20 protein-coding genes and 1 pseudogene are annotated in these 18,003 nt (G+C 69.7%); 9 read left to right on the top strand and 12 right to left on the bottom strand.

Translation table 11 applies throughout. The annotated features are described in order from the left end of the window. Positions 1 to 2: 2 nt before the first annotated feature. The 5 genes from VET29_RS28660 to VET29_RS28640 all read right to left on the bottom strand — a co-directional run bounded on the left by VET29_RS28660 (position 3) and on the right by VET29_RS28640 (position 4,116). The gene (locus tag VET29_RS28660) at positions 3 to 1,142 is read right to left on the bottom strand and encodes an aminotransferase class I/II-fold pyridoxal phosphate-dependent enzyme (protein WP_324926047.1); all 1,140 of its coding nucleotides are present in this window, start codon (positions 1,140 to 1,142) and stop codon (positions 3 to 5) included. Positions 1,143 to 1,379: 237 nt separating this feature from the next. Beyond that, positions 1,380 to 2,234: an LLM class flavin-dependent oxidoreductase gene (locus tag VET29_RS28655; RefSeq protein WP_324926045.1), complete on the bottom strand. Its 855-nt coding sequence runs from the start codon at positions 2,232 to 2,234 to the stop codon at positions 1,380 to 1,382. An 11-nt stretch (positions 2,235 to 2,245) separates the two neighbouring features. Continuing rightward, entirely contained in the window at positions 2,246 to 2,368 is a 123-nt protein-coding gene (locus VET29_RS28650; protein ID WP_324926043.1) for a hypothetical protein, read from the bottom strand. Positions 2,369 to 2,443: 75 nt separating this feature from the next. Continuing rightward, positions 2,444 to 3,085 (bottom strand): response regulator transcription factor, encoded by a 642-nt coding sequence (locus VET29_RS28645; RefSeq protein ID WP_324926041.1) that lies wholly within the window; start codon positions 3,083 to 3,085, stop codon positions 2,444 to 2,446. Next, positions 3,082 to 4,116 carry a sensor histidine kinase gene (locus tag VET29_RS28640; RefSeq protein WP_324926039.1) on the bottom strand — a complete coding sequence of 345 codons (1,035 nt, stop codon included), beginning with the start codon at positions 4,114 to 4,116 and terminating at the stop codon, positions 3,082 to 3,084. Before VET29_RS28640 ends, VET29_RS28645 begins: the two co-directional genes overlap by 4 nt. Positions 4,117 to 4,227: 111 nt before the next feature. Between VET29_RS28640 and VET29_RS28635 the strand changes: the two genes are divergently transcribed. Beyond that, positions 4,228 to 5,280 carry an alpha/beta hydrolase gene (locus VET29_RS28635; protein ID WP_324926038.1) on the top strand — a complete coding sequence of 351 codons (1,053 nt, stop codon included), beginning with the start codon at positions 4,228 to 4,230 and terminating at the stop codon, positions 5,278 to 5,280. Here VET29_RS28635 and VET29_RS28630 read toward each other — a convergent pair. The 3 genes from VET29_RS28630 to VET29_RS28620 all read right to left on the bottom strand — a co-directional run bounded on the left by VET29_RS28630 (position 5,271) and on the right by VET29_RS28620 (position 9,273). Then, positions 5,271 to 7,847 carry an ABC transporter permease gene (locus VET29_RS28630; protein WP_324926083.1) on the bottom strand — a complete coding sequence of 859 codons (2,577 nt, stop codon included), beginning with the start codon at positions 7,845 to 7,847 and terminating at the stop codon, positions 5,271 to 5,273. The two genes, VET29_RS28635 and VET29_RS28630, sit on opposite strands and share 10 nt — an antisense overlap. After that, on the bottom strand, positions 7,847 to 8,605 hold the full coding sequence (locus VET29_RS28625) for an ABC transporter ATP-binding protein (protein ID WP_324926036.1): 759 nt from the start codon (positions 8,603 to 8,605) through the stop codon (positions 7,847 to 7,849). The genes VET29_RS28630 and VET29_RS28625 overlap by 1 nt, the downstream gene beginning before the upstream one ends. A 206-nt stretch (positions 8,606 to 8,811) precedes the next feature. Next, positions 8,812 to 9,273, bottom strand: coding sequence for a DUF1707 domain-containing protein (locus VET29_RS28620; RefSeq protein WP_324926034.1), 462 nt, complete (start codon positions 9,271 to 9,273; stop codon positions 8,812 to 8,814). Between the two features lie 164 nt (positions 9,274 to 9,437). Here VET29_RS28620 and VET29_RS28615 point away from each other — a divergent pair, with 164 nt between their 5' ends. Together VET29_RS28615 and VET29_RS28610 are read left to right on the top strand one after the other, a co-directional pair. Further along, complete coding sequence (locus VET29_RS28615; protein WP_324926032.1) at positions 9,438 to 10,607, top strand: sensor histidine kinase; 1,170 nt, start codon at positions 9,438 to 9,440, stop codon at positions 10,605 to 10,607. Beyond that, the gene (locus tag VET29_RS28610) at positions 10,604 to 11,272 is read left to right on the top strand and encodes a response regulator transcription factor (protein WP_324926030.1); all 669 of its coding nucleotides are present in this window, start codon (positions 10,604 to 10,606) and stop codon (positions 11,270 to 11,272) included. Before VET29_RS28615 ends, VET29_RS28610 begins: the two co-directional genes overlap by 4 nt. A gap of 86 nt (positions 11,273 to 11,358) precedes the next feature. On the opposite strand, the gene VET29_RS28605 is transcribed toward VET29_RS28610, so the two are convergent. Then, the gene (locus VET29_RS28605) at positions 11,359 to 11,598 is read right to left on the bottom strand and encodes a hypothetical protein (protein WP_324926028.1); all 240 of its coding nucleotides are present in this window, start codon (positions 11,596 to 11,598) and stop codon (positions 11,359 to 11,361) included. Between the two features lie 217 nt (positions 11,599 to 11,815). Here VET29_RS28605 and VET29_RS28600 point away from each other — a divergent pair. The 3 genes and pseudogenes from VET29_RS28600 to VET29_RS28595 form a co-directional block, all read left to right on the top strand. After that, positions 11,816 to 12,448: pseudogene (locus VET29_RS28600) on the top strand (helix-turn-helix domain-containing protein); the annotation flags it as partial. A 17-nt stretch (positions 12,449 to 12,465) separates the two neighbouring features. Further along, positions 12,466 to 12,678, top strand: coding sequence for a Scr1 family TA system antitoxin-like transcriptional regulator (locus tag VET29_RS44180; RefSeq protein WP_414636639.1), 213 nt, complete (start codon positions 12,466 to 12,468; stop codon positions 12,676 to 12,678). A gap of 146 nt (positions 12,679 to 12,824) precedes the next feature. Beyond that, the gene (locus tag VET29_RS28595; protein ID WP_324926024.1) at positions 12,825 to 13,019 is read left to right on the top strand and encodes a DUF397 domain-containing protein; all 195 of its coding nucleotides are present in this window, start codon (positions 12,825 to 12,827) and stop codon (positions 13,017 to 13,019) included. Between the two features lie 12 nt (positions 13,020 to 13,031). On the opposite strand, the gene VET29_RS28590 is transcribed toward VET29_RS28595, so the two are convergent. Further along, complete coding sequence (locus tag VET29_RS28590) at positions 13,032 to 13,622, bottom strand: phosphoribosylanthranilate isomerase (protein ID WP_324926022.1); 591 nt, start codon at positions 13,620 to 13,622, stop codon at positions 13,032 to 13,034. A 60-nt stretch (positions 13,623 to 13,682) separates the two neighbouring features. On the opposite strand from VET29_RS28590, the gene VET29_RS28585 reads away from it, so the two are divergent. Further along, on the top strand, positions 13,683 to 13,835 hold the full coding sequence (locus tag VET29_RS28585; RefSeq protein ID WP_324926020.1) for a hypothetical protein: 153 nt from the start codon (positions 13,683 to 13,685) through the stop codon (positions 13,833 to 13,835). A gap of 262 nt (positions 13,836 to 14,097) precedes the next feature. Here VET29_RS28585 and VET29_RS28580 read toward each other — a convergent pair whose 3' ends face one another. Then, entirely contained in the window at positions 14,098 to 14,634 is a 537-nt protein-coding gene (locus tag VET29_RS28580; protein ID WP_324926018.1) for a ClpX C4-type zinc finger protein, read from the bottom strand. After that, the gene (locus VET29_RS28575; protein WP_324926016.1) at positions 14,631 to 15,272 is read right to left on the bottom strand and encodes a hypothetical protein; all 642 of its coding nucleotides are present in this window, start codon (positions 15,270 to 15,272) and stop codon (positions 14,631 to 14,633) included. The genes VET29_RS28580 and VET29_RS28575 overlap by 4 nt, the downstream gene beginning before the upstream one ends. A gap of 276 nt (positions 15,273 to 15,548) precedes the next feature. Here VET29_RS28575 and VET29_RS28570 point away from each other — a divergent pair, with 276 nt between their 5' ends. Both VET29_RS28570 and VET29_RS28565 read left to right on the top strand, forming a co-directional pair. Beyond that, positions 15,549 to 16,883 (top strand): hypothetical protein, encoded by a 1,335-nt coding sequence (locus VET29_RS28570; protein WP_324926014.1) that lies wholly within the window; start codon positions 15,549 to 15,551, stop codon positions 16,881 to 16,883. Continuing rightward, positions 16,880 to 17,863: a transporter substrate-binding domain-containing protein gene (locus VET29_RS28565; protein ID WP_324926012.1), complete on the top strand. Its 984-nt coding sequence runs from the start codon at positions 16,880 to 16,882 to the stop codon at positions 17,861 to 17,863. Before VET29_RS28570 ends, VET29_RS28565 begins: the two co-directional genes overlap by 4 nt. Positions 17,864 to 18,003: the final 140 nt, after the last annotated feature.

Genomic DNA, 18,003 nt, shown 5'->3' with positions numbered 1-18,003 from the left:
CCTCAGACCTTGTCGAGCGCCTGCGCGAAGTCGGCCAGCAGGTCCCCCGCGTCCTCGATGCCCACCGACAGGCGGATCAGGTCGTCCGTGATGCCGACCGCGGCCCGGTCCTCGGCGGACATCCCCGCGTGTGACGTCACGGCGGGGCGGGTGATCAGCGTCTCCACACCGCCGAGGCTCGGTGCCACGGCCGGCAGCGTCAGGGCCGCCAGCAGCGTCTCCGCCGCCTCGACGCCGCCGGTCAGCCGGAAGCTCAGCATCCCGCCGTACCCCGCCAGCAGGTCACGCGCGTGCCCGTGATCCGGATGATCCGGCAGCCCCGCGTAGTTGACCGCCGCGATCTTCGGGGAGCTCGCCAGGAACGCCGCCACGGCCAGTGCGTTCGAGTTCTGCTGCCGCACCCGCACACCCAGTGTCTTCAGGCTCCGCGCCAGCAGGAACCCGGCATGCGGGTCCAGGCTTCCGCCGTACAGGTTCAGCGTGTGGCGGACCTGCTCGACCAACGCGGACGACCCCGCCACCGAACCCGCGACCAGGTCCGAGTGCCCGTTCAGGTACTTCGTCGCGCTGTTGAACACGAGGTCGAAACCGGCCACCGCCGGCCGGAAGTTGACCGGCGACGCGAACGTGTTGTCCACGACGCTGACGATCCCGTTCGACCTGGCGAACTCCACGACCTCCCGCAGCCGCGCCACCCGCATCAGCGGGTTCGTGATCGTCTCCACCAACACCGCGCGGGTGTTGTCCCGCACGGCCCACGACGACGGGTCCTGCGGGTCGATCGTCGAGTACTCCCAGCCCAGCCGCTCGGCGTGGGCGGTGACGAAGTCGTGCGTGCCGCCGTACAGCACGTCGCTCACCAGCAGGTGGTCGCCCTTGCCGAGCAGCGTGTGCAGGATCGTGGTCACCGCGGCCATGCCGGACGACGTGGCGACCGCCGCCTCCGCGCCCTCCAGCGCCGCCAGCTTGTCGTGCAGGTACGTCTGCGTCGGCGTCGAGTTCAGCCGGTGGTACTTGATGTCGTGGTAGGACTCACCCGGCTCGCTGGTGAACACCGTCCCCTGGAAGATCGGGAAGACGACCGAGCCAGAAGGGCCGGGCACCCGCTCGCCGCCGTGCACCGCAAGAGTGTCGAAACGCATGCCTCGAGCTTACGTGCCGAACCGGTCGAGACGGGCTCGACGTTTCCCGGCCGGCGCCGGTGGTGGCCGGGCACCGCCACGCGGGCCAGGCGGCGACCGGTCCCGAAATGCCAAATCCGGCACACACGGGAACGGTGTCGTTTCCGTGTGTGCGAAATCCCGGACAGGAACGGGAATTCGCGGTATTCGAAGCCGCCTCCGGACCGGATGCGACAGGAGCCGAATTCCGGCGCGGTCCTAGCGGTGCAGCGTCTCCCGCAGTGCCGCCAACTGCCCGATGTCGTGGCTGCACGGTGAAAGCACGAGTTCGTCGCAACCGGCCGCGGCGAAACGCTCGATCGTCTCCCGTACCGCGGCGGCCCCGGCCGGCGTCGTGTCCCGCACCATCCGCGCGTACGGCGGTGCGAACGCGTAGTACTTCAGCAGGTACTCGTCCGCCAGGTCCCCGGCCGTGGCGCCCAGCGAGAAGTACGACAGCGCAACCACCCGCGGCTCGCCCGGGCGCCCGTGGTCCCGCCACGCCGAACGGAACTTCTCCGCGCGGGCACGGAACATGTCGACCCCGCCACCACCGGCGATCCACCCGTCGCCGATCCGGGCCGCGCGGTCGACGGCCGCCGCCGAGTGCCCGCCGAGCAGCACCTGGGGGCCACCAGCCGGTCCGATCGCACCGGCGAACCCGCGACGGGCGCCGCCCCAGATCTCCCTGGCCTCCTCGACCTGCCGGGTCAGCCGGCCACCGCGACCGGCCATCGCCACGCCGCTCGCGTTGAAGTCGTCCGGCCGCGAGCCGGCCGCGACGCCCACGGTCAGGCGTCCGCCGGACAGCTTCGAGATGGTCGAGACCTGCTTGGCGAACAACGCGACGTTCTTGTGCAGCGGGCCCAGCAACACGGAGGACAGCAGTTTCGCGCGGGTGGTCACCGCGGCGGCCGCGGCCAGAGTGGTCAGACTGTCATAACTGTCGTACACCAAACGTTCCAGTGTGGCCACACCAGAGAATCCGGATTGATCTACTTCCCGTGCCCAGTCGAGTACCGAGGATTGCGGCGTGTCCGGCACGGTGCTCGGTAATCCGATGCTGATCAGCATGTCTGTCCTCTTCAGGCCGGTGTGGCTTCGATGATGGCGAACGCTGTTCCCGTCGGGACGATGCGCTGGAGTTCGTACCCGGCCTGTGTGAACACGTCGGCGTACTCGTCCCCGGTGCGCAGGAAACCGGCCATCGTCGCATACATCATTATGTCGAAATGCCGGCGGAATTACGATGCCTCACGGCTTGCGAGCCCGCTCGGCCGGCTTCAGGAAAGCGTGCCGTTCTCCCAGGCCCAGGCGGCGATCTCGACCCGGTTGCGCAGGCCGAGCTTGGACTGGACGGCGGCCACGTGCGTCTTGACCGTGCTCACCGAGATGAACAGCTCGGCCGCGACCTCCCGGTTGGTCCGGCCCCGGGCGATGGCGCGGACGACCTCGCTCTCCCGCTCCGACAGGGGCCGCCCGCCACGCGCCTTCCGCACCGGCGCCAACCGCCGCAGCAACCGCACGGTGACCGACGGTGAGACCAGCGAGTCGCCGACGCTCGCCGCCCGTACGGCCTCGGCGAGCAGCGCGGGACCGGAGTCCTTCAACAGGAACCCCACTGCCCCGCAACGCAACGCCCCGTACACGTACTCGTCGAGGTCGAACGTCGTGACCACGACCACCCGCAGCGGGTCGGCGACCTCCGGACCGGCCAGCGCACGGGTGACCTCGATCCCGTCGAGGCCGGGCATCCGGATGTCCACAAGGCACACATCGGGCCGCAGCCGCCGCGCCAGTTCGACCGCCGACACCCCGTCCGCCGCCTCCGCGACCACCTCGATGTCCGGCTCGTCGGACAGCAGCAGCCGCAGCCCGCCACGCACCATGGCCTGGTCGTCGGCCACCAACACCCGGATCGTCATCGCAGCGGCAGCCTCGCTCGCACGGCCCAGCCGGCGCCGGTACACGGCCCCGCGGACAGCGTCCCGCCGAGCGCCTCCACCCGTTCCCGCATGCCCAACAGCCCATACCCGCCCCGGTGCGCCCGCACCGCGGGCCCGTCGTCGACCACCTCCACGGTGACCGACGACCCGTCCTGACCGACGTTGACCTCGACCGACCGCGCCCGCGGCGCGTGCCGGGCGACGTTGGTCAGCGACTCCTGGACGACCCGGTACACGGTGCTGGTCACCTCCGGCGCCCACACGGGCGATCCCTCGGGCAGCCGCAGCCGCACCGCCGGCCCGTCGAAACGGGAGACCAGCTCACCGAGCCGCTCCGGCGCGAGCGAAACCGTGTCGTCGGCGTCCCGCAGCAGCCCGACGACCCGGCGCATGGCCGTCAGCGCCGCCGACCCCGCGCCCTCGATCCCGGCGAGATGCTCGTCCAGCCGGGCGGGGTCCCCGCGGCGGACGACCCGAGCGGCCTGTGTCTGCAGCACGATGCCGGTCACGTGGTGGGCGACGACGTCGTGCAGCTCCCGCGCCAACTCGAGGCGTTCGTCCCGGCGGGCCTCCTCGGCGGCCACCCGGTTCCGCTCGTCGAGCAGCCGCAGTCCCAGCCCGGTGATGACGGCGCCGCACCAGGCCAGCGCGTTCAGCGTCGCGCCCCCCGGCGTCACGAACCAGCTCCCGGCGACCACCGCCAGCCCACCGCCCGCGACCCGGACCGCGGGCCCGGCGCGGATCGCGGAGCCGACGAGCACCGCGAGTCCCAGAGCCATCGCCGGACCGGGCTCGCCGGGCAGGTGCGCGACCCCGGCCACCACCACCGCGACGGCCGCGGCCACCAGCCCGACCCACACGCGTCGCAGCAGGGCCAGCACGCAGACCACCAGCCCCGCGCCGCACCCGAACACCCAGTACGTGCCGCCCCAGCTGGACTCGATCGCGTACGCCTGGACCGCCAGCGCAGCGGCGAACCCGGCAGCGGCCAGCCGATCCCCCACGTCCACGCCGGCCAGACTACGAACCCGTACCCCGTCCCGGGGATCGGCCAAAAGTACGGTCGCGACCGTACTTCGTGCCGATGCGGCCCCCGGACGGCAGCCAACACGATGACCGGCATGAAACTCCTGCTGGTCGCGGCACTGCTCGCCATGGCGACCCCCGCGGCCGCCGACCCCGGGCCGTACCTGCCGACGCCGACCGGTCGACATCCGGTCGGCACCACGTCCCTCCACCTCACCGACGAGTCACGCCAGGACCCCTGGGTCCCCTCGGGCCCGCGCGAACTCATGGTCTCCCTGTGGTTCCCGGCGAAGCCGCGGGGCACGCACCGGGCGCCGTACATGACTCCGAGGGAGTCGGCGCTGGTGCTGGCCGGCACCGGCACGACCGGCGTGCCACCGGAGGTCCTGAGCACGACCCGGACCAACGCGTACACGGACGCGAAACCGTTGCCCGGCAAGCACCCTCTCGTCGTGCTGTCACCCGGCTTCACCTGGCCCCGCACCTCACTCACCGCGTTGTCCGAGGACCTGGCGAGCCACGGTTACGTGGTGGCCGCCATCGACCACACCTACGAGTCCTTCGCCACGACCTTCCCCGACGGCCGGGTCACCACCTGCGACGCGTGCACGCTGGACGTCGACGACTTCCCCACGCTCGACATCGAGAGCCGCGCCCACGACGTCTCCTTCGTGCTGGACGAGCTGACCCGGATGCCGCTGGTCGACCCGTCCCGCATCGGCATGGCGGGCATGTCCCTCGGCGGCGCCAGCGTCGGCGAGACCATGCTGACGGACGCCCGGGTCCATGCCGGTGTCGACCTCGACGGCACGATGTTCAAGCCACTGCCCGAAACCGGCTTCTCCCGGCCGTTCATGTTCCTGACCGAGAACGCCACCGATCCCTCGCTGGACCGCGACTGGCAGCGCCTGACCGGCTGGCGGCGCTGGCTCAAGGTCGACGGCTCGGTCCACCAGTCCTTCGCCGACTACGACATGCTGGCCCAGCAGATCGGCGTCGACCTGGGCAGCCACCTGGCCGGTACCCGTTCGGTGGAGATCATCCGCCGGTACGTCCGCGCCTTCTTCGACCTACACCTGAACGGCGAGCCGCAACCGTTGTTGGACTCGCCGTCCAGGTGCTACCCGGAGGTCGGTGTCTACTCGTAGGCGATCGCCGACAGCACGTTCACCCTCGCCGCCCTGGTCGACGGGGCCAGGGCGGCGAGCAGCCCCGCCACCACCGCGAGCCCGAGGAACACCGCGAGCGACCCCCACGGGATCTCCAGTGCGGACAGGCCGAGCACCTTCGACACCGCGACCCCGGCGGCGACGCCCGTGACCAGCCCGAGCACCGCGCCGAACAGCGACATCAGCACCGACTCGGTGACCACCATCTGCACCATGTGCGACCGCCGCATCCCAATGGCCCGCAACAGGCCCAGCTCCCGCGTCCGCTCCAGCACAGACAGTGCCATCGTGTTGACGATCCCCAGGAGCCCGATCACGACCGACAGCCCGAGCAGGACGTACAGCATGGTCTCCGCGATGCTGACCTGGTCCGCCGCCTCCGTCGCGAGCTGGGTCTGGTCCTGGACCGTCACCTCGGGGTTGTCCGCCACCAGCCCGGACACCGCCCGCGTCACCGCCGCGGCGTCGGCGCCGGCCGAGAGCTGGACGTAGCCGATGGCCGGGGCGTTCGACACGAACAGGCCGGGCACCTCTGACGGGTTGAACACCGGCCCCCGCAACAGGTAGGTGGCCTCGTACGAACCCGCGATCCGGAAGTCCCGCCACCCCGCGCGCGGCGTCGCCAGGTGGATCGTGCCGCCGACGTGCAGCCCCAGCTTCGACAGCGTGGTCGTGTCCACCACCACCGAACCCGGCGCCGGCGTCTTCGGCGAGCCCTTCAGCTTCAACACGGGCGACAGCCGCGACAGGTCGGCCGCGGCCGCGGGCGACGACCCCGTCCCCAGCCGCACCGTGTCGACGTACTGCGCCACCGCCAGTGAAACCCCCGGCACGGCACGGGCCTTGTCGATGACCGAGGCCGAGAACGTCGGCATGACCCGGCCGTCCGCCGCCGACGGAGGACCGCCGATGCCGCCGCCACCGGCACGCGCGGTCACGCCGTCGCCGCTGATCACCAGGTCCGCGCCCAGGTCACGGGTGGCGTTGCCGCTCAGGTCGGCCCTCATCGACTGCGCCGTCACGCTCACGCCGCCGACCAGGCCGAGGGTGATCACGAGCGTGGACACCGTGATCGCCGTGCGCCGCGGGTTGCGTGCCGCGTTCCGGTTGCCCAGCCTGCTCGGCATCGACCAGCCCACCAGCCGGCCGAGCGCCGGCAGCAGCGAGCGGCTCAGCACCGGCGTCAGCAACGCCATCCCGAACAGCCCCAGCACGACCCCGCCGGCCAGCGCGACCCACCGGAACGACCCGATGTCCGCCAGCGACGCCACCACGCCCGCGATCCCGGCCACCATCGGCACCGCGCCCAGCAGCGTGATCCGGGTCAGCGACCGCTGCTCGGCCGCCGACGCCCGCATGGCCGCCACCGGCGGCACCCGCGACGCCTTCACGGCCGGCAGCAGCGCGGCCACCAGCGTCACCCCGACGCCGAGCACGAACGCCAGCGCCAGCTGCGGCACCGGCACGATCAACCCGACCGGCAGCGCCGTGCCGCTGTTGGCCTCCATCACCATCTTCAGCAGCACCGACACGCCGATGCCGAGCCCGATGCCCACGACGGACGCCGCCGCGCCGACCAGCGAGGCCTCGACGAGCACCGAGCCGATGATCTGCCGCCGCCGCGCGCCGAGTGCCGACATCAGCGCCAGCTCGCCGGTCCGCTGCGCGACCAGGATGTTGAACGTGTTGAGGATCAGGAAGATCCCGACCAGCAGCGACAGCCCGGAGAACCCGAGCAGCACCATCCGCACGATCTCCAGGAACGCCTTGCCGTCCGCGGCCGTCGCCGAGGCCACCTCGTCGCCGGTGCGCACGGTGTACGTGCCGCCGAGCGCCCGCACGACCCGCTTCTTCAGCTCCGCCCTGGACACCCCCGGGTCGGCGGTGACGGTGACGGAGCTGTACACATCGGACGCGCCGAGCATCAGCTTCTGCGCCACCGGTTCGGTGAACGCGACCTGGGTGTCCCCACCCATGGACCCGCGCCCGTTGCTGTACCCGTAGATCCCGACGATCCGGAAGCTCCGCCGTGGCGCCAGCGTCAGCACGTCGATGGTCTCGCCGACCCTGAACCCGCCCCGGTCCGCGAGGCCGCCGTTGATCGCCACCTCGTCGGCCGCCGCCGGCCCGCGTCCCTCCCGGAGCCGCACCGGCCCGGTCTCGCCGTGCCAGGCGACCCCGCTGCGCGGCGGCCCCTGCACGCTGATCACCTTGCCGTCGTGCCCGACCGGCCGGGCACCGTCCACCGAGACCTGGCCCCGCGCGGACCGCACCCCCGCGACCTTCTCGATCTCGCCGACCGCCGACGCCGGCACCGGCGGGGTGAAGCCCTTGCCGCCGATCCCGGAGTCCACATCGGACCGCATGCTCACCGAGACGTCGATGTCCGCGTTGGTGCTCGCGAAGATCGAGTCGAACCCGCTGCCGATGGTGGTCGTCGTGACCATGGCGGCCGACACCGCCATCACGCCGAGCACGACCGCGAAACCGGCGAGCGTCAGGCGCATCTTGCGCGCCAGCAACCCCTTCAGCGCCGCCTTCAGCATCACGAACCCCCGTCGAGGCTCTTCATGGTGTCCAGCACCTCGTCGGCGTTCGGCTCCAGCAGGTCGTGCACCGCCTTGCCGTCCTGCAGGAACACCACGCGGTCCGCGTACGCGGCCGCGCCGGCGTCGTGCGTCACCATCACGATCGTCTGGTTGAACTCGTCGACCGACCGGCGCAGGAACCGCAGGATCTCGCCGCTGGCGCGGGTGTCCAGGTTGCCGGTCGGCTCGTCCGCGAAGATCACGTCCGGCTTCGGCAGCAGGGCCCTGGCGCACGCGACCCGTTGCTGCTGCCCGCCGGACAGCTCGCTCGGCCGGTGCGCGAGCCGGTCCGCCAGCCCGACGGCCCCGACCACCTGGTCGAACCATGCCTGGTCCGGCCTACGCTTCGCGATGGCGAGCGGCAGCAGGATGTTCTCCTCGGCCGAGAGCGTCGGCAGCAAGTTGAACTGCTGGAAGACGAACCCGACCCTGTTGCGCCGAAGGTCGGAGAGTCCCTTGTCGGACAACGTGTGCAGCGGCGTCTCGCCGATGAACACCTCGCCGGAGTCCACTGTGTCCAGTCCGGCGAGTGCGTGCATGAGCGTGGACTTGCCGGAGCCGGACGGGCCCATGATGGCCGTGAACCGGCCGCGGCGGATGTCCACGGAGATGTCGTCGAGTGCGGTCACGGCCGTGGCACCCAGGCCGAACTTCTTGGTCACGCCGGCCGCGTGGGCCGCCAGACCGGTGATCGTCTCGGGTTCGACGGTAGTCATGGGGTCTCCTGGAGAACGGGGGAACGACGCCACGTGACGCCGCTAGTGTCCCGCGCCGGAAATCAGGCAGCTAATTCGGCGGCCCAGCTTCCTGCTGGCGGCGTTGCCGGTTCGCCTAAGTACGACCCAGTACGAGGGCGAACCGGCGTCTTGCCAGCAGAAACCTGGATCCACCGACTTAATCACCGCATTTCCGGCGCGGGACACTAGCCGTCGGCACGCTGCCGTTCGGCCCACCATGGTTGGCCGGAGCGCTGGCGCGCCCACGGCGGAACACGGCCCGACCGCACGAGAAGCGCGTGCAGCAGGAACGTGCCCCACAGCACGAACATCGGGCCGGCCGGCCAGAAGAACGGCACGTCCATCGCGGCCCACCGGAGGATCAGCAGGATCGAGACGACCACGGCGACGCCCGCGTGAACCCGGAGCCGGACCGGGAACCGGCCGAGGCGTGCGGGTGCGGTACCTGCCGGCTCGGCCGGCAGGTCGGCGACGAACTCGGCGAGCTCGTGCCGGAACCTGGTGGTGTACACGCGTTCGAGGCGTTCGTCCGCCTCCGCGATGGACAGCCGTCCCTCGCCGGCGGCCTCGCCGATCATCTTCGCGATGTGCTCCCGTTCGGAGTCCGAGGCCCGCACCGCCCGCTCGATGTCCTGTCGCTCGTTCATGGGTACCAATGTCGTCTTCTCGCGGCCCGAAATCGTCGGACGGCGGGGGGCACTTGTGGTACCACCGGTGGATACGCCCGTCGTCGGCGATCTGCGCCCCAGGTAGTACGAAGTACGCTGCGGCTTGCGGGGCGACCATCGTTTCGAAGGTGAGGGGGTTTGCGATGACCGTGCAACGGCCGTTCCTGTTCGGTCAGCTGCCCCCGTTCGTGATCGTGGTGCCGATCGCGTTCGTGCAGGTCCTGTTCACGTTCGCGGCCGCGGCCGGGCAGCACATGCTGGACCGGGTGAATGCGCTTACATTCATCCTGGCGCTGGCCTCGGCCGTGACGCTCTGCTGGCGCCGAAGCCAGCCGATCCTGGTGCTGGTGGCGGTGTACGCCCTGCTGTCGGTGTACTTCGCGCTGGGGTTCCCGTTCGGTCCGGTGTTCATCAGCATCGCCGTCGCGCTGTTCAACGCGGTGGCCAACGGCCCCCGGCTGGCGGCGTGGGTGACGGGGTACGCCGGCGCGGTCGTGCTGTACAGCGCCATGATCTTCGGTCGCGACGAGGTCCGCGGGTACTGGGGTGTCACGGGTGCGGTGATCGCCTGGATCTCGCTGGTCATGGGCCTCGGCGAGGTGGCGAAGGCCCGCAGGGACCGGATGGCGCAGGCCGCCGCCGCACAGAGCGAACAGGACAGACGGCAGGCGAGCGAGGAGCGGCTGCGCATCGCCCGCGAGGTGCACGACGTGCTGGCCCACCACGTTTCGCTGATCAACGTCCAGTCCGGGGTGGCCCTGCACCTGATCGACTCGCAGCCGGAGCAGGTCCGCGAGGCGCTGACGGCGATCAAGCAGTCGTCGAAGGAGGTGCTGGTCGAGCTGCGCAACATCCTGGGCGTGCTGCGGGACGTGGACAACGGCGGAGACCGCGCGGCGCCACGGCATCCGGTGGCGAGCCTCGACCAACTGGACCGGCTGATCGAGCGCATGGGGACGGCCGGCCTGCCGGTCGAGCTGAAGATCGCCGGGGAGGAACGGCCGCTGCCGAAGGGCGTGGACGCGGCGGCACAGCGGATCGTGCAGGAGTCGCTGACGAACACCTACCGCCACGCGGGCCCGACCTCGGCGACTGTCACACTCGGCTACCTGCCCGACCAACTGCGGGTACAGGTCGACGACGACGGCCGCGGCGAAGCCGGCCCGAGCGTCGGCACGGGCAGCGGCCTGGCGGGCATGCGGCAGCGGGCCGAGGCACTGGGCGGGACGTTCGAGGCGGGGCCGAAGCCGGGCGGCGGCTTCCGCGTGGTGGCGACATTTCCGGCGAGCACTTCCGAGGGTGGGGACGCATGACGATCCGAGTGGCGCTGGCCGACGACCAGGCACTGGTCCGGGCGGGCTTCCGCGCGTTGCTGAACGCGCAGGAGGACATCGAGGTGGTCGCCGAGGCGGCGGACGGCGACGAGGCGGTACGCGTGGCCCGCGAACACCGGCCGGACGTGATCCTGATGGACATCCGCATGCCCGGCACCGACGGCCTGGAGGCCACCCGCACGATCTCGTCGGATGGTTCCCTGGCAGAGGTCCACATCCTGATCCTGACCACGTTCGAGGAGGACGAGTTCGTCTTCGAAGCCATCCGGGTGGGCGCAAGCGGCTTCCTCGTGAAGGACACCGAACCGGCCGAACTGATACATGCCGTCCGCGTGGTGGCCCGCGGCGACGCGCTGCTGTCGCCCGGGGTGACCCGCCGCCTGATCGAGGAGTTCGCCACCAAGGCGAAGAAGGTCCAGTCCCCGACCACACTGGACGTCCTGACCGAACGCGAGCGTGAGGTGGTCACCCTGGTGGGCGAGGGCCTGACCAACGACGAGATCGCCGCCCGCCTGGTGGTGAGCCCCGCAACGGCCAAGACCCACGTCTCCCGCGCGATGATCAAGCTCAACACCCGGGACCGCGCCCAACTGGTCGTCCTGGCCTACGAGTCCGGCCTGGTGCGCCCGGGCTGGGCCCAGTAAATCGCGAGTCCGGACGGCCTGAACATCCTCAAGGATATGGTCAAACACCTACCGGGTAATGGAGATAGCCGCCTCGGAATGAAATATCACACCGAGGCGGCGGTCTCCCACCCGGCCCGCTCATTGGCGGCCGCGGCATCCAACTGAGCAAGAACCGCGGCCGCTTTGGTGACAAAAGCCCGAAGCGCCGCCCTGGAAAACGTAAGCTCATGCTCATGCGGCGACTGCCCGAAGATCAGAATGCCCTCATCACTGCCGGATGCCATGGCCCGCAACGGACATCCTTCGCCAACGGTGACCCATGACCCGCCGCTGATCGTCTCCATCTCCCCGCCTCCCTAGCAGGCATGCGCATGGGTACTTTAACAGAAATAGCGATTCGTTCGACAGATTCTATGACCGAATCGTATCCAGGTATACGGGATTTCACCGTGAAATTTCACCATGCGATGTCGCTATACGGAGCGAGGTGCACGGTGTATCGTTCATGAAAGGCTCTCTCTGGCGCGCGGTCAGCAGGCGTCGTCTAGGAGTTGATCTACTGTGCCTACGCCGACGGTACTTCAACTGCAACTCGGCAAGGAACTCCGACGCCTTCGCGAGGCCCGTGGCTGGACCCTGGCGGAGGCCGTCGAGGTCCTGGGAAACCAGGCCACCAAGTTGTCGCGTCTCGAGAACGGCCAGTCAAGCGTTCGTCCTTTGGACATCCGCATCCTGTGTGAGGCGCTCGGTGCCACCGTCGAGGAGACCGCGTGGGCGGTGGAAACCGCGAAGCACTGTAACCAGCGAGGCCGCTGGTCGGGATATCGCTCCATCTATGCCAAGGTCTTCCGGATGGCCGTGGACCTGGAGAGGGACGCGAGTGAGATAAACCAGTACCAGATGGAGATGGTCCCCGGTCTGCTCCAGACCGAGGACTACATGCGGGCGGTTTTCGCCTCCATGAGTCCGTCGTTGTCGAGCGCGGATGTGGAGAACGGGGTCAGGGCCAGGCTGGAGCGGCAGCAGGTCCTGGCCAAGCCGAACGCGCCGCAGATCGGGTTGGTCATCTCCGAGTCGTCAGTTCTCCGGTTCGCTGGTGACGAGAAGATCATGCGTAGCCAACTTCGACATATCGCCGACATCGCGACGTTGCCGACCATGCACTTTCAGGTGCTGCCGTTCAGGACTCGCACCTTTCCGTCGCCAGTTCGATGCCCTTTACCATGTTCCGAATTCCGTCGCCGGGTAAATCGGGCCCGCTGGAGTATCTTTACATCGAAGAATATGACGATGGTCAGTATCGTGACGACGACGAGTCGATCAGTGTCTATCGCGATCTGTGGCAGCGACTCGTAGGGGCGGCCCTGGATCCGATCGAATCAAGGGATATGCTGCTCCGGCTCGCTGACAGCTACTGGCGGTAGTGGTAAGCGTGCCTTGCGTCAAAATTCCTTGGTCGCTCGGGAATAGTTCCAGGCCAGGTTTTGATGGAGAGATCCGCGCTGAATCGTGTAGAGTCGCCACTCTGAAGTCACATTTTCTTTGGCTAGTTTCCTCAAAGGAGTGGATCATGATTTCGAGTCGCTTCACGCAATGGCGTAAGTCCACTTTCAGCAACCTGAGTCCGGACAACTGTGTCGAGGTCGGTGTCGCACCTGGTCTTCGGGCTGTTCGTGACACCAAGACGGGTACGTCGAGCCCCATTCTTGTTTTCTCGGGCGAGAACTGGTGTGCGTTCGTGGGAGCAGCGAGGTCGGGTTCGTAGTCGACCGGCGTCCTAACCCTTGGCGGCGGCCACGAACCGGGTGATGAGCGCCGCGTCCTTGACGCCGCGGCTGGACTCGACGCCGCTGGAGACGTCCACCCCCCACGCCCCGGTTGTCCGCCACGCGCCGGCGACCGTGTCCGGGGTGAGCCCGCCGGCCAGGAGCCACGGACCGGAGAGCCCGGCGACCAGGTGGTAGTCCCAGGACTCGCCGGAACCGCCCCTTGGCGCGTCCACGAGCAGGAGGTCCTCGCCGTACGCGCCGACGCGAAGATCGGGCGCGGAGTAGGGAACGGCGCGGATCAGCTGCCAGGCGGGGTCGGCGACCTCGGTGAAGGCGTCCTTGGAGTAGTCGCCGTGAAGCTGCACGGCCCGCACGCCGGCCGCGGCGGCGACGGTCCGGACCTCCGCCGGGGGCATGTCCTTGAACACCCCGACGGTGAGCACGCCGCTGGCGGCTTCGGCCAGCTCACGGGCGGTCTCCGCGTCGACCTGACGGGGGCTTCTCGCGAAGATGAAGCCGACCGCGTCGGCCCCGGCGCCCACCGCGGTGGCCACGTCCGCGGCCGTCCGCAGACCGCAGATCTTCACGAACGGAGACATACGCGAAAGCCTACCCGCGCCCACCTTGCCATCTCCGCCACGCGGTGTAGAGTCGAACGCATGATCGAAATGGTCGCCACGTTCATCGAGAGTCTCTCCGAGGAGGAGGCTCTCGAACTCACCCATGAGTTGGATCGTCGTCGCGAGAAGATTGACTTGTTGCAGGAGCGTGCGGTGGCTCGATTAGCTGAGCTGCGTGGGTCGGCGGCGTAGACGTTTCGGGCGGCGCCGGGGGGCGGGGGTGGGCGGTTGGTCGCCTCGGGTACTGCGGGTTTGACGGGCTTTGGGTTTTCTGGTTCCTTCCCTCGGCTGGGCCGGGGGAAGGAACTTCGGTCTTGCGGCTTACGCCCACGTTGGGTCTTCCTGGGGTGCGGGGAGTCACGGTGACCTCGGCATTCGGTCTGGATGCCGCGTCTCGCCGTTCCTCCAGAAGCCAGTTGGCTCAGGGAAGGGCAGTGAACCGCTCCAACTCCGCTCAGGAGGCCTGCGCGGCGATCACCTCGGCGCAGAACTCCAGGCACTCGTCGCAGATTCGTACCCCCGGTCCCGCGACCAATCGCCGGCCGTCTGTCTTGGCGCAGAACGAGCAGCCCAGGCCGCTGTTCTCAGGTAGGGGGTCCAGGTGCGTCCTCGGCCGGTTCTGCTCGTCGGCCTCCTGGACCACCTGTCGGGCCAGCGCGACGCATGCTTCGCAGACGTAGACGCCGGGGCCGGCCACGAGGAACTTGACGTCCGATCTGGTGGCACCGCAGAAACTGCACGCGAGGCCCGTTCCGGACCGGGGCTTCCAACCCGCGGTGCCGCCGGACGTCTCGATGATCTGGTGCACCCGTTGGTGACTCAGCCCGAGCGCCTCGGCGATCTCCCGCATCGACGCCCCCGTGAGGTACAGCCGCCGGACGGTCTGGTGGTACGTGTCCTTGGCCTGTGACGCCTGTTGCTGCGCGTCGGCCCAACCGTCCGACGCGGCCCGTGCCTGGCGCAGCAACTCCTCGTCGAGTGTCACGGTCACGCCCCTGCCGCGGCGGTCAGTTCGCTGATCGCCTGGCGCAGCACGGTCTGCTCGTCCTCGGGGAGCGCGCGGTCGGCGTGCACCATCCGCAGCGCGGTCAGCAGTGTGGTCCGGTCCGCCGGGGTACCGAGATCACCGAGATAGGGCGGCAGCAGCAGGCCGAGCGCGGTGAGGTCCGTTCTGGCGCACAGCATGGACAGCAGCGCCGGCAGTGCCGGTGCCTCGTCCGCCGACCGCAGGCCGGCGGCGGCCGCGAAGCGAATGCCCTCCCGGTACGGGCCGGGTGGCGCGTCGTCGAGGCACTCGGCCGCGCGCTGGTAGTGCACGCGCGCCTCGTCCTGCTCGCCCAGCTCCGAGTGGGCCCGGGCCATGTTCAGGTGAAGCGACGGGTAGAAGCCGCGGACCCGGTCGTCGCCGACACGGTCGGCCCGGTCCAGGCACTCCTTGTTCCACCGCAGCGTGTCCTCGGGGGTGCTCTGGTGCCGGGCCAGGTAGTGCGCCGCGACGCACGCGTCGTAGTCGTCGGTCGCCGCGTACCAGGCCTGCCGGAACAGCGCGTGCGCGTCGGCGGCACGGCCCTCCGACTCGGCCTGCAAGCCCTCGCCGCAGAGCCGCACCACGGGGTTGTCGAGATCCATGCCGTCTAGAGTAGCTAGACGGATCGGGACCTGTCTATAGCTGCTAGACAGATCTGTGGCGCGGTCGGATGGCACGTCGGGCGAACGACGTGCATCACGTTCCGTGTTCGAATACTTGCTGGCATCACACGGTCGCGGCGGACGTCACCCATTCGTCATCGATTCGGTGGCAGTCCAGGTAGTCGCTGCACTAAGTTCCGAACCAAGGGTAGGGAATCGCGAGGGGGGAACCGGCAGCATGAGTGGTCGCGCGGGTCACCGATGGTGACCACTCCCGTGACCGAGGGGTCCGCGCCAGGGGCCCGCCGGGTGTTGAGCCTGCCCGCTTCCGCGGCCCGCAACATGCGCAGGTCGGCGGCGAGCACGCCCGGCCGGCTGTTCCTCGTCGGCGTCGGGCTCGTCGTGCTCGCACTGCTCACCGGCGTCGTCGGCGCGATCGCCATGCAGCAGAAGCAGGACACGATCGACAGCCTCATCGAGCACCGCGAGCCCGTGGCCGCGGCTTCCCAGCAGATCTACCGGTCGCTGTCCGACGCGGACGCGACCGCGGCAAGCGCGTTCCTCGCCGGCGGCACCATGCCCACCGAGCTGCGGGCCCGCTACGACCTGGACATCGCGACCGCCGGCTCGAACCTCGCCAAGGCGTCCGCCGACGTCGGCGGCGTCGCGGAGGCGGAGCGGCAGGTCAACGAGCTGGCCGAGCAGCTGCCCGTCTACACCGGGCTGGTCGAGACCGCGCGGGCGTACAACCGGCAGGGCTACCCGGCCGGCGCGGCGTACCTGCGTGAGGCGTCCGGACTGATGCGCGCGAAGCTGCTGCCGGCCGCGCAGGAGCTGTACGAGATCGACTCTGTGCGGCTCGCGGACGCGCAGGACGCGGCCACGTCGCCGCCGTGGTTCTCGCTCGCGCTCGCCGTGGTGCTGCTCGGCGCGCTGGTCGCCGCACAGCTGTACCTGACCCGCCGGACGAACCGGCTGCTCAACGTGGGCCTGGTCGTCGCGTCCGGCGCGGTCGTCGTGGCACTGATCTGGGGCTCGGTCGCGCTGCTGTTCGAGTCGTCCCGGGTGTCCGACGGGCGCGAGCACGGCACGGGCCAGGTCGAGGTGATCGTCCAGGCCAGGATCGTGGCGCTGAAGATGCGTGCGAACGAGACGCTGACCCTGGTCGCGCGCGGCGACGGCGGCGAGTACGAGGCCGAGTTCGAGAAGCTGGCGAGGCAGATCAGCGGGTCGGGCTCGCTGCTGGTGCGGGCCGAGGGGCTGGCGGCGACCGACGAGACCAGGAACCTGCTGGCCGCGGCGCGGAAGAACGTCGACGACTGGCTGGCCGCGCACCGGAGGATCCGCGAGCTGGACGACGGCGGCTCGTACGCCGAGGCGGTGTCACTCGCGATCAGCCCCGACGCGAAGACCAGCGCCGCGACCATGATGACCAGGCTCGACGACAACCTGGCGAAGGCCCTGCGAACCGCGCGGCAGCAGTTCGCCGAGGAGACCAGCGGCGCGAGCAACGCGATGCTCGGACTGATGCCGGGCGTCGCCGTTCTGGCGCTGGTGTCGGCGGTCGGGGTGACAATGGGGATCAGGGAACGACTGCAGGAGTACCGGTGAGGGCTGTCCGAGCGAGCCTCGTCTTCGTGGTGTTGCTGCTCGCCGTGACCGCGTGCGCGGGCGGCGGGCAGCCCGTCGACCTGGCCAACGTGACGTCCGTGACCCAGCCGTCACCGGTGAACGTCGAGGAGAACCCGGCGGCCTCGGCGACCTCCGCCAAACCGGCGCCGACGTGCGACCCGCGGGCCAGCCTGCGGCCGGACGGCCCGCTGCCGCCCGAGGGGCAGATGCGGGTGGGCTCCACGATGAAGGCCATCCAGGACCGCGGCCAGCTGATCGCGGGCGTCGACCAGAACACGTTCCTGTTCGGCTTCCGCAACCCGTCCACGGGTGCGCTGGAGGGCTTCGACATCGACCGGGTGCGGGAGATCGCGAAGGCCATCTTCGGCGACCCGAACAAGGTGCAGTACAAGGTCGTGACGTCGGCGGGCCGCCTCGACGCGCTGGAGAAGGGCGAGGTGGACGTGGTCGTGCGGACGTTCACCGCCAACTGCGAACGCTGGCAGAGGATCAACTTCTCGGCCACGTACTACGTCGCCGGCCAGCGCCTGCTGGTGGACAGCACGTCGAGCGCGACGAGCCTGGACCAGCTGGGCGGCAAGAAGGTCTGCGCCGCGAAGGGCTCGACGTCGATCACGACGATCAGGGAGAACCCGGCGAAGCTGGTCCCGGTGCAGGTCGACAACTGGACGGACTGCCTGATCATGCTGCAGCAGGGCCAGGTCTCCGCGGTGTCCACGGACGACACCATCCTCGCCGGCATGGTCGCCCAGGACCCGAACGTCAAGATGGTGGGCGACCGGTTCACCGAGGAGCCGTACGGCATCGGCATCCCGAAGAAGAACACGGACATGGTCCGGTTCGTGAACGCGGTGCTGGAGCGGTCGATCTCGAGTGGGGCCTGGCTGGACAGCTACAACAGGTGGCTGGGCAACACGGGCGGGCAGGCGACACCGCCACAACCGGTGTACCAGAACTAGGGGGTTGGTGATGGCGCTGTCGTGTCCCCGCCCCGGCTGCCCGGGCGAAGTTGTCAACGGAAACTGTCAGGAGTGCGGGATCGCGGTGGCCGAGGACCCGGAACAGGCCGCGCGCAGGTTGCGCAAGGAGGCGGAGGAGA

This window comes from Actinophytocola sp., assembly GCF_035634895.1.
Classification (GTDB): domain Bacteria; phylum Actinomycetota; class Actinomycetes; order Mycobacteriales; family Pseudonocardiaceae; genus Actinophytocola.
This window is presented reverse-complemented; position numbering and strand designations above follow the sequence as displayed.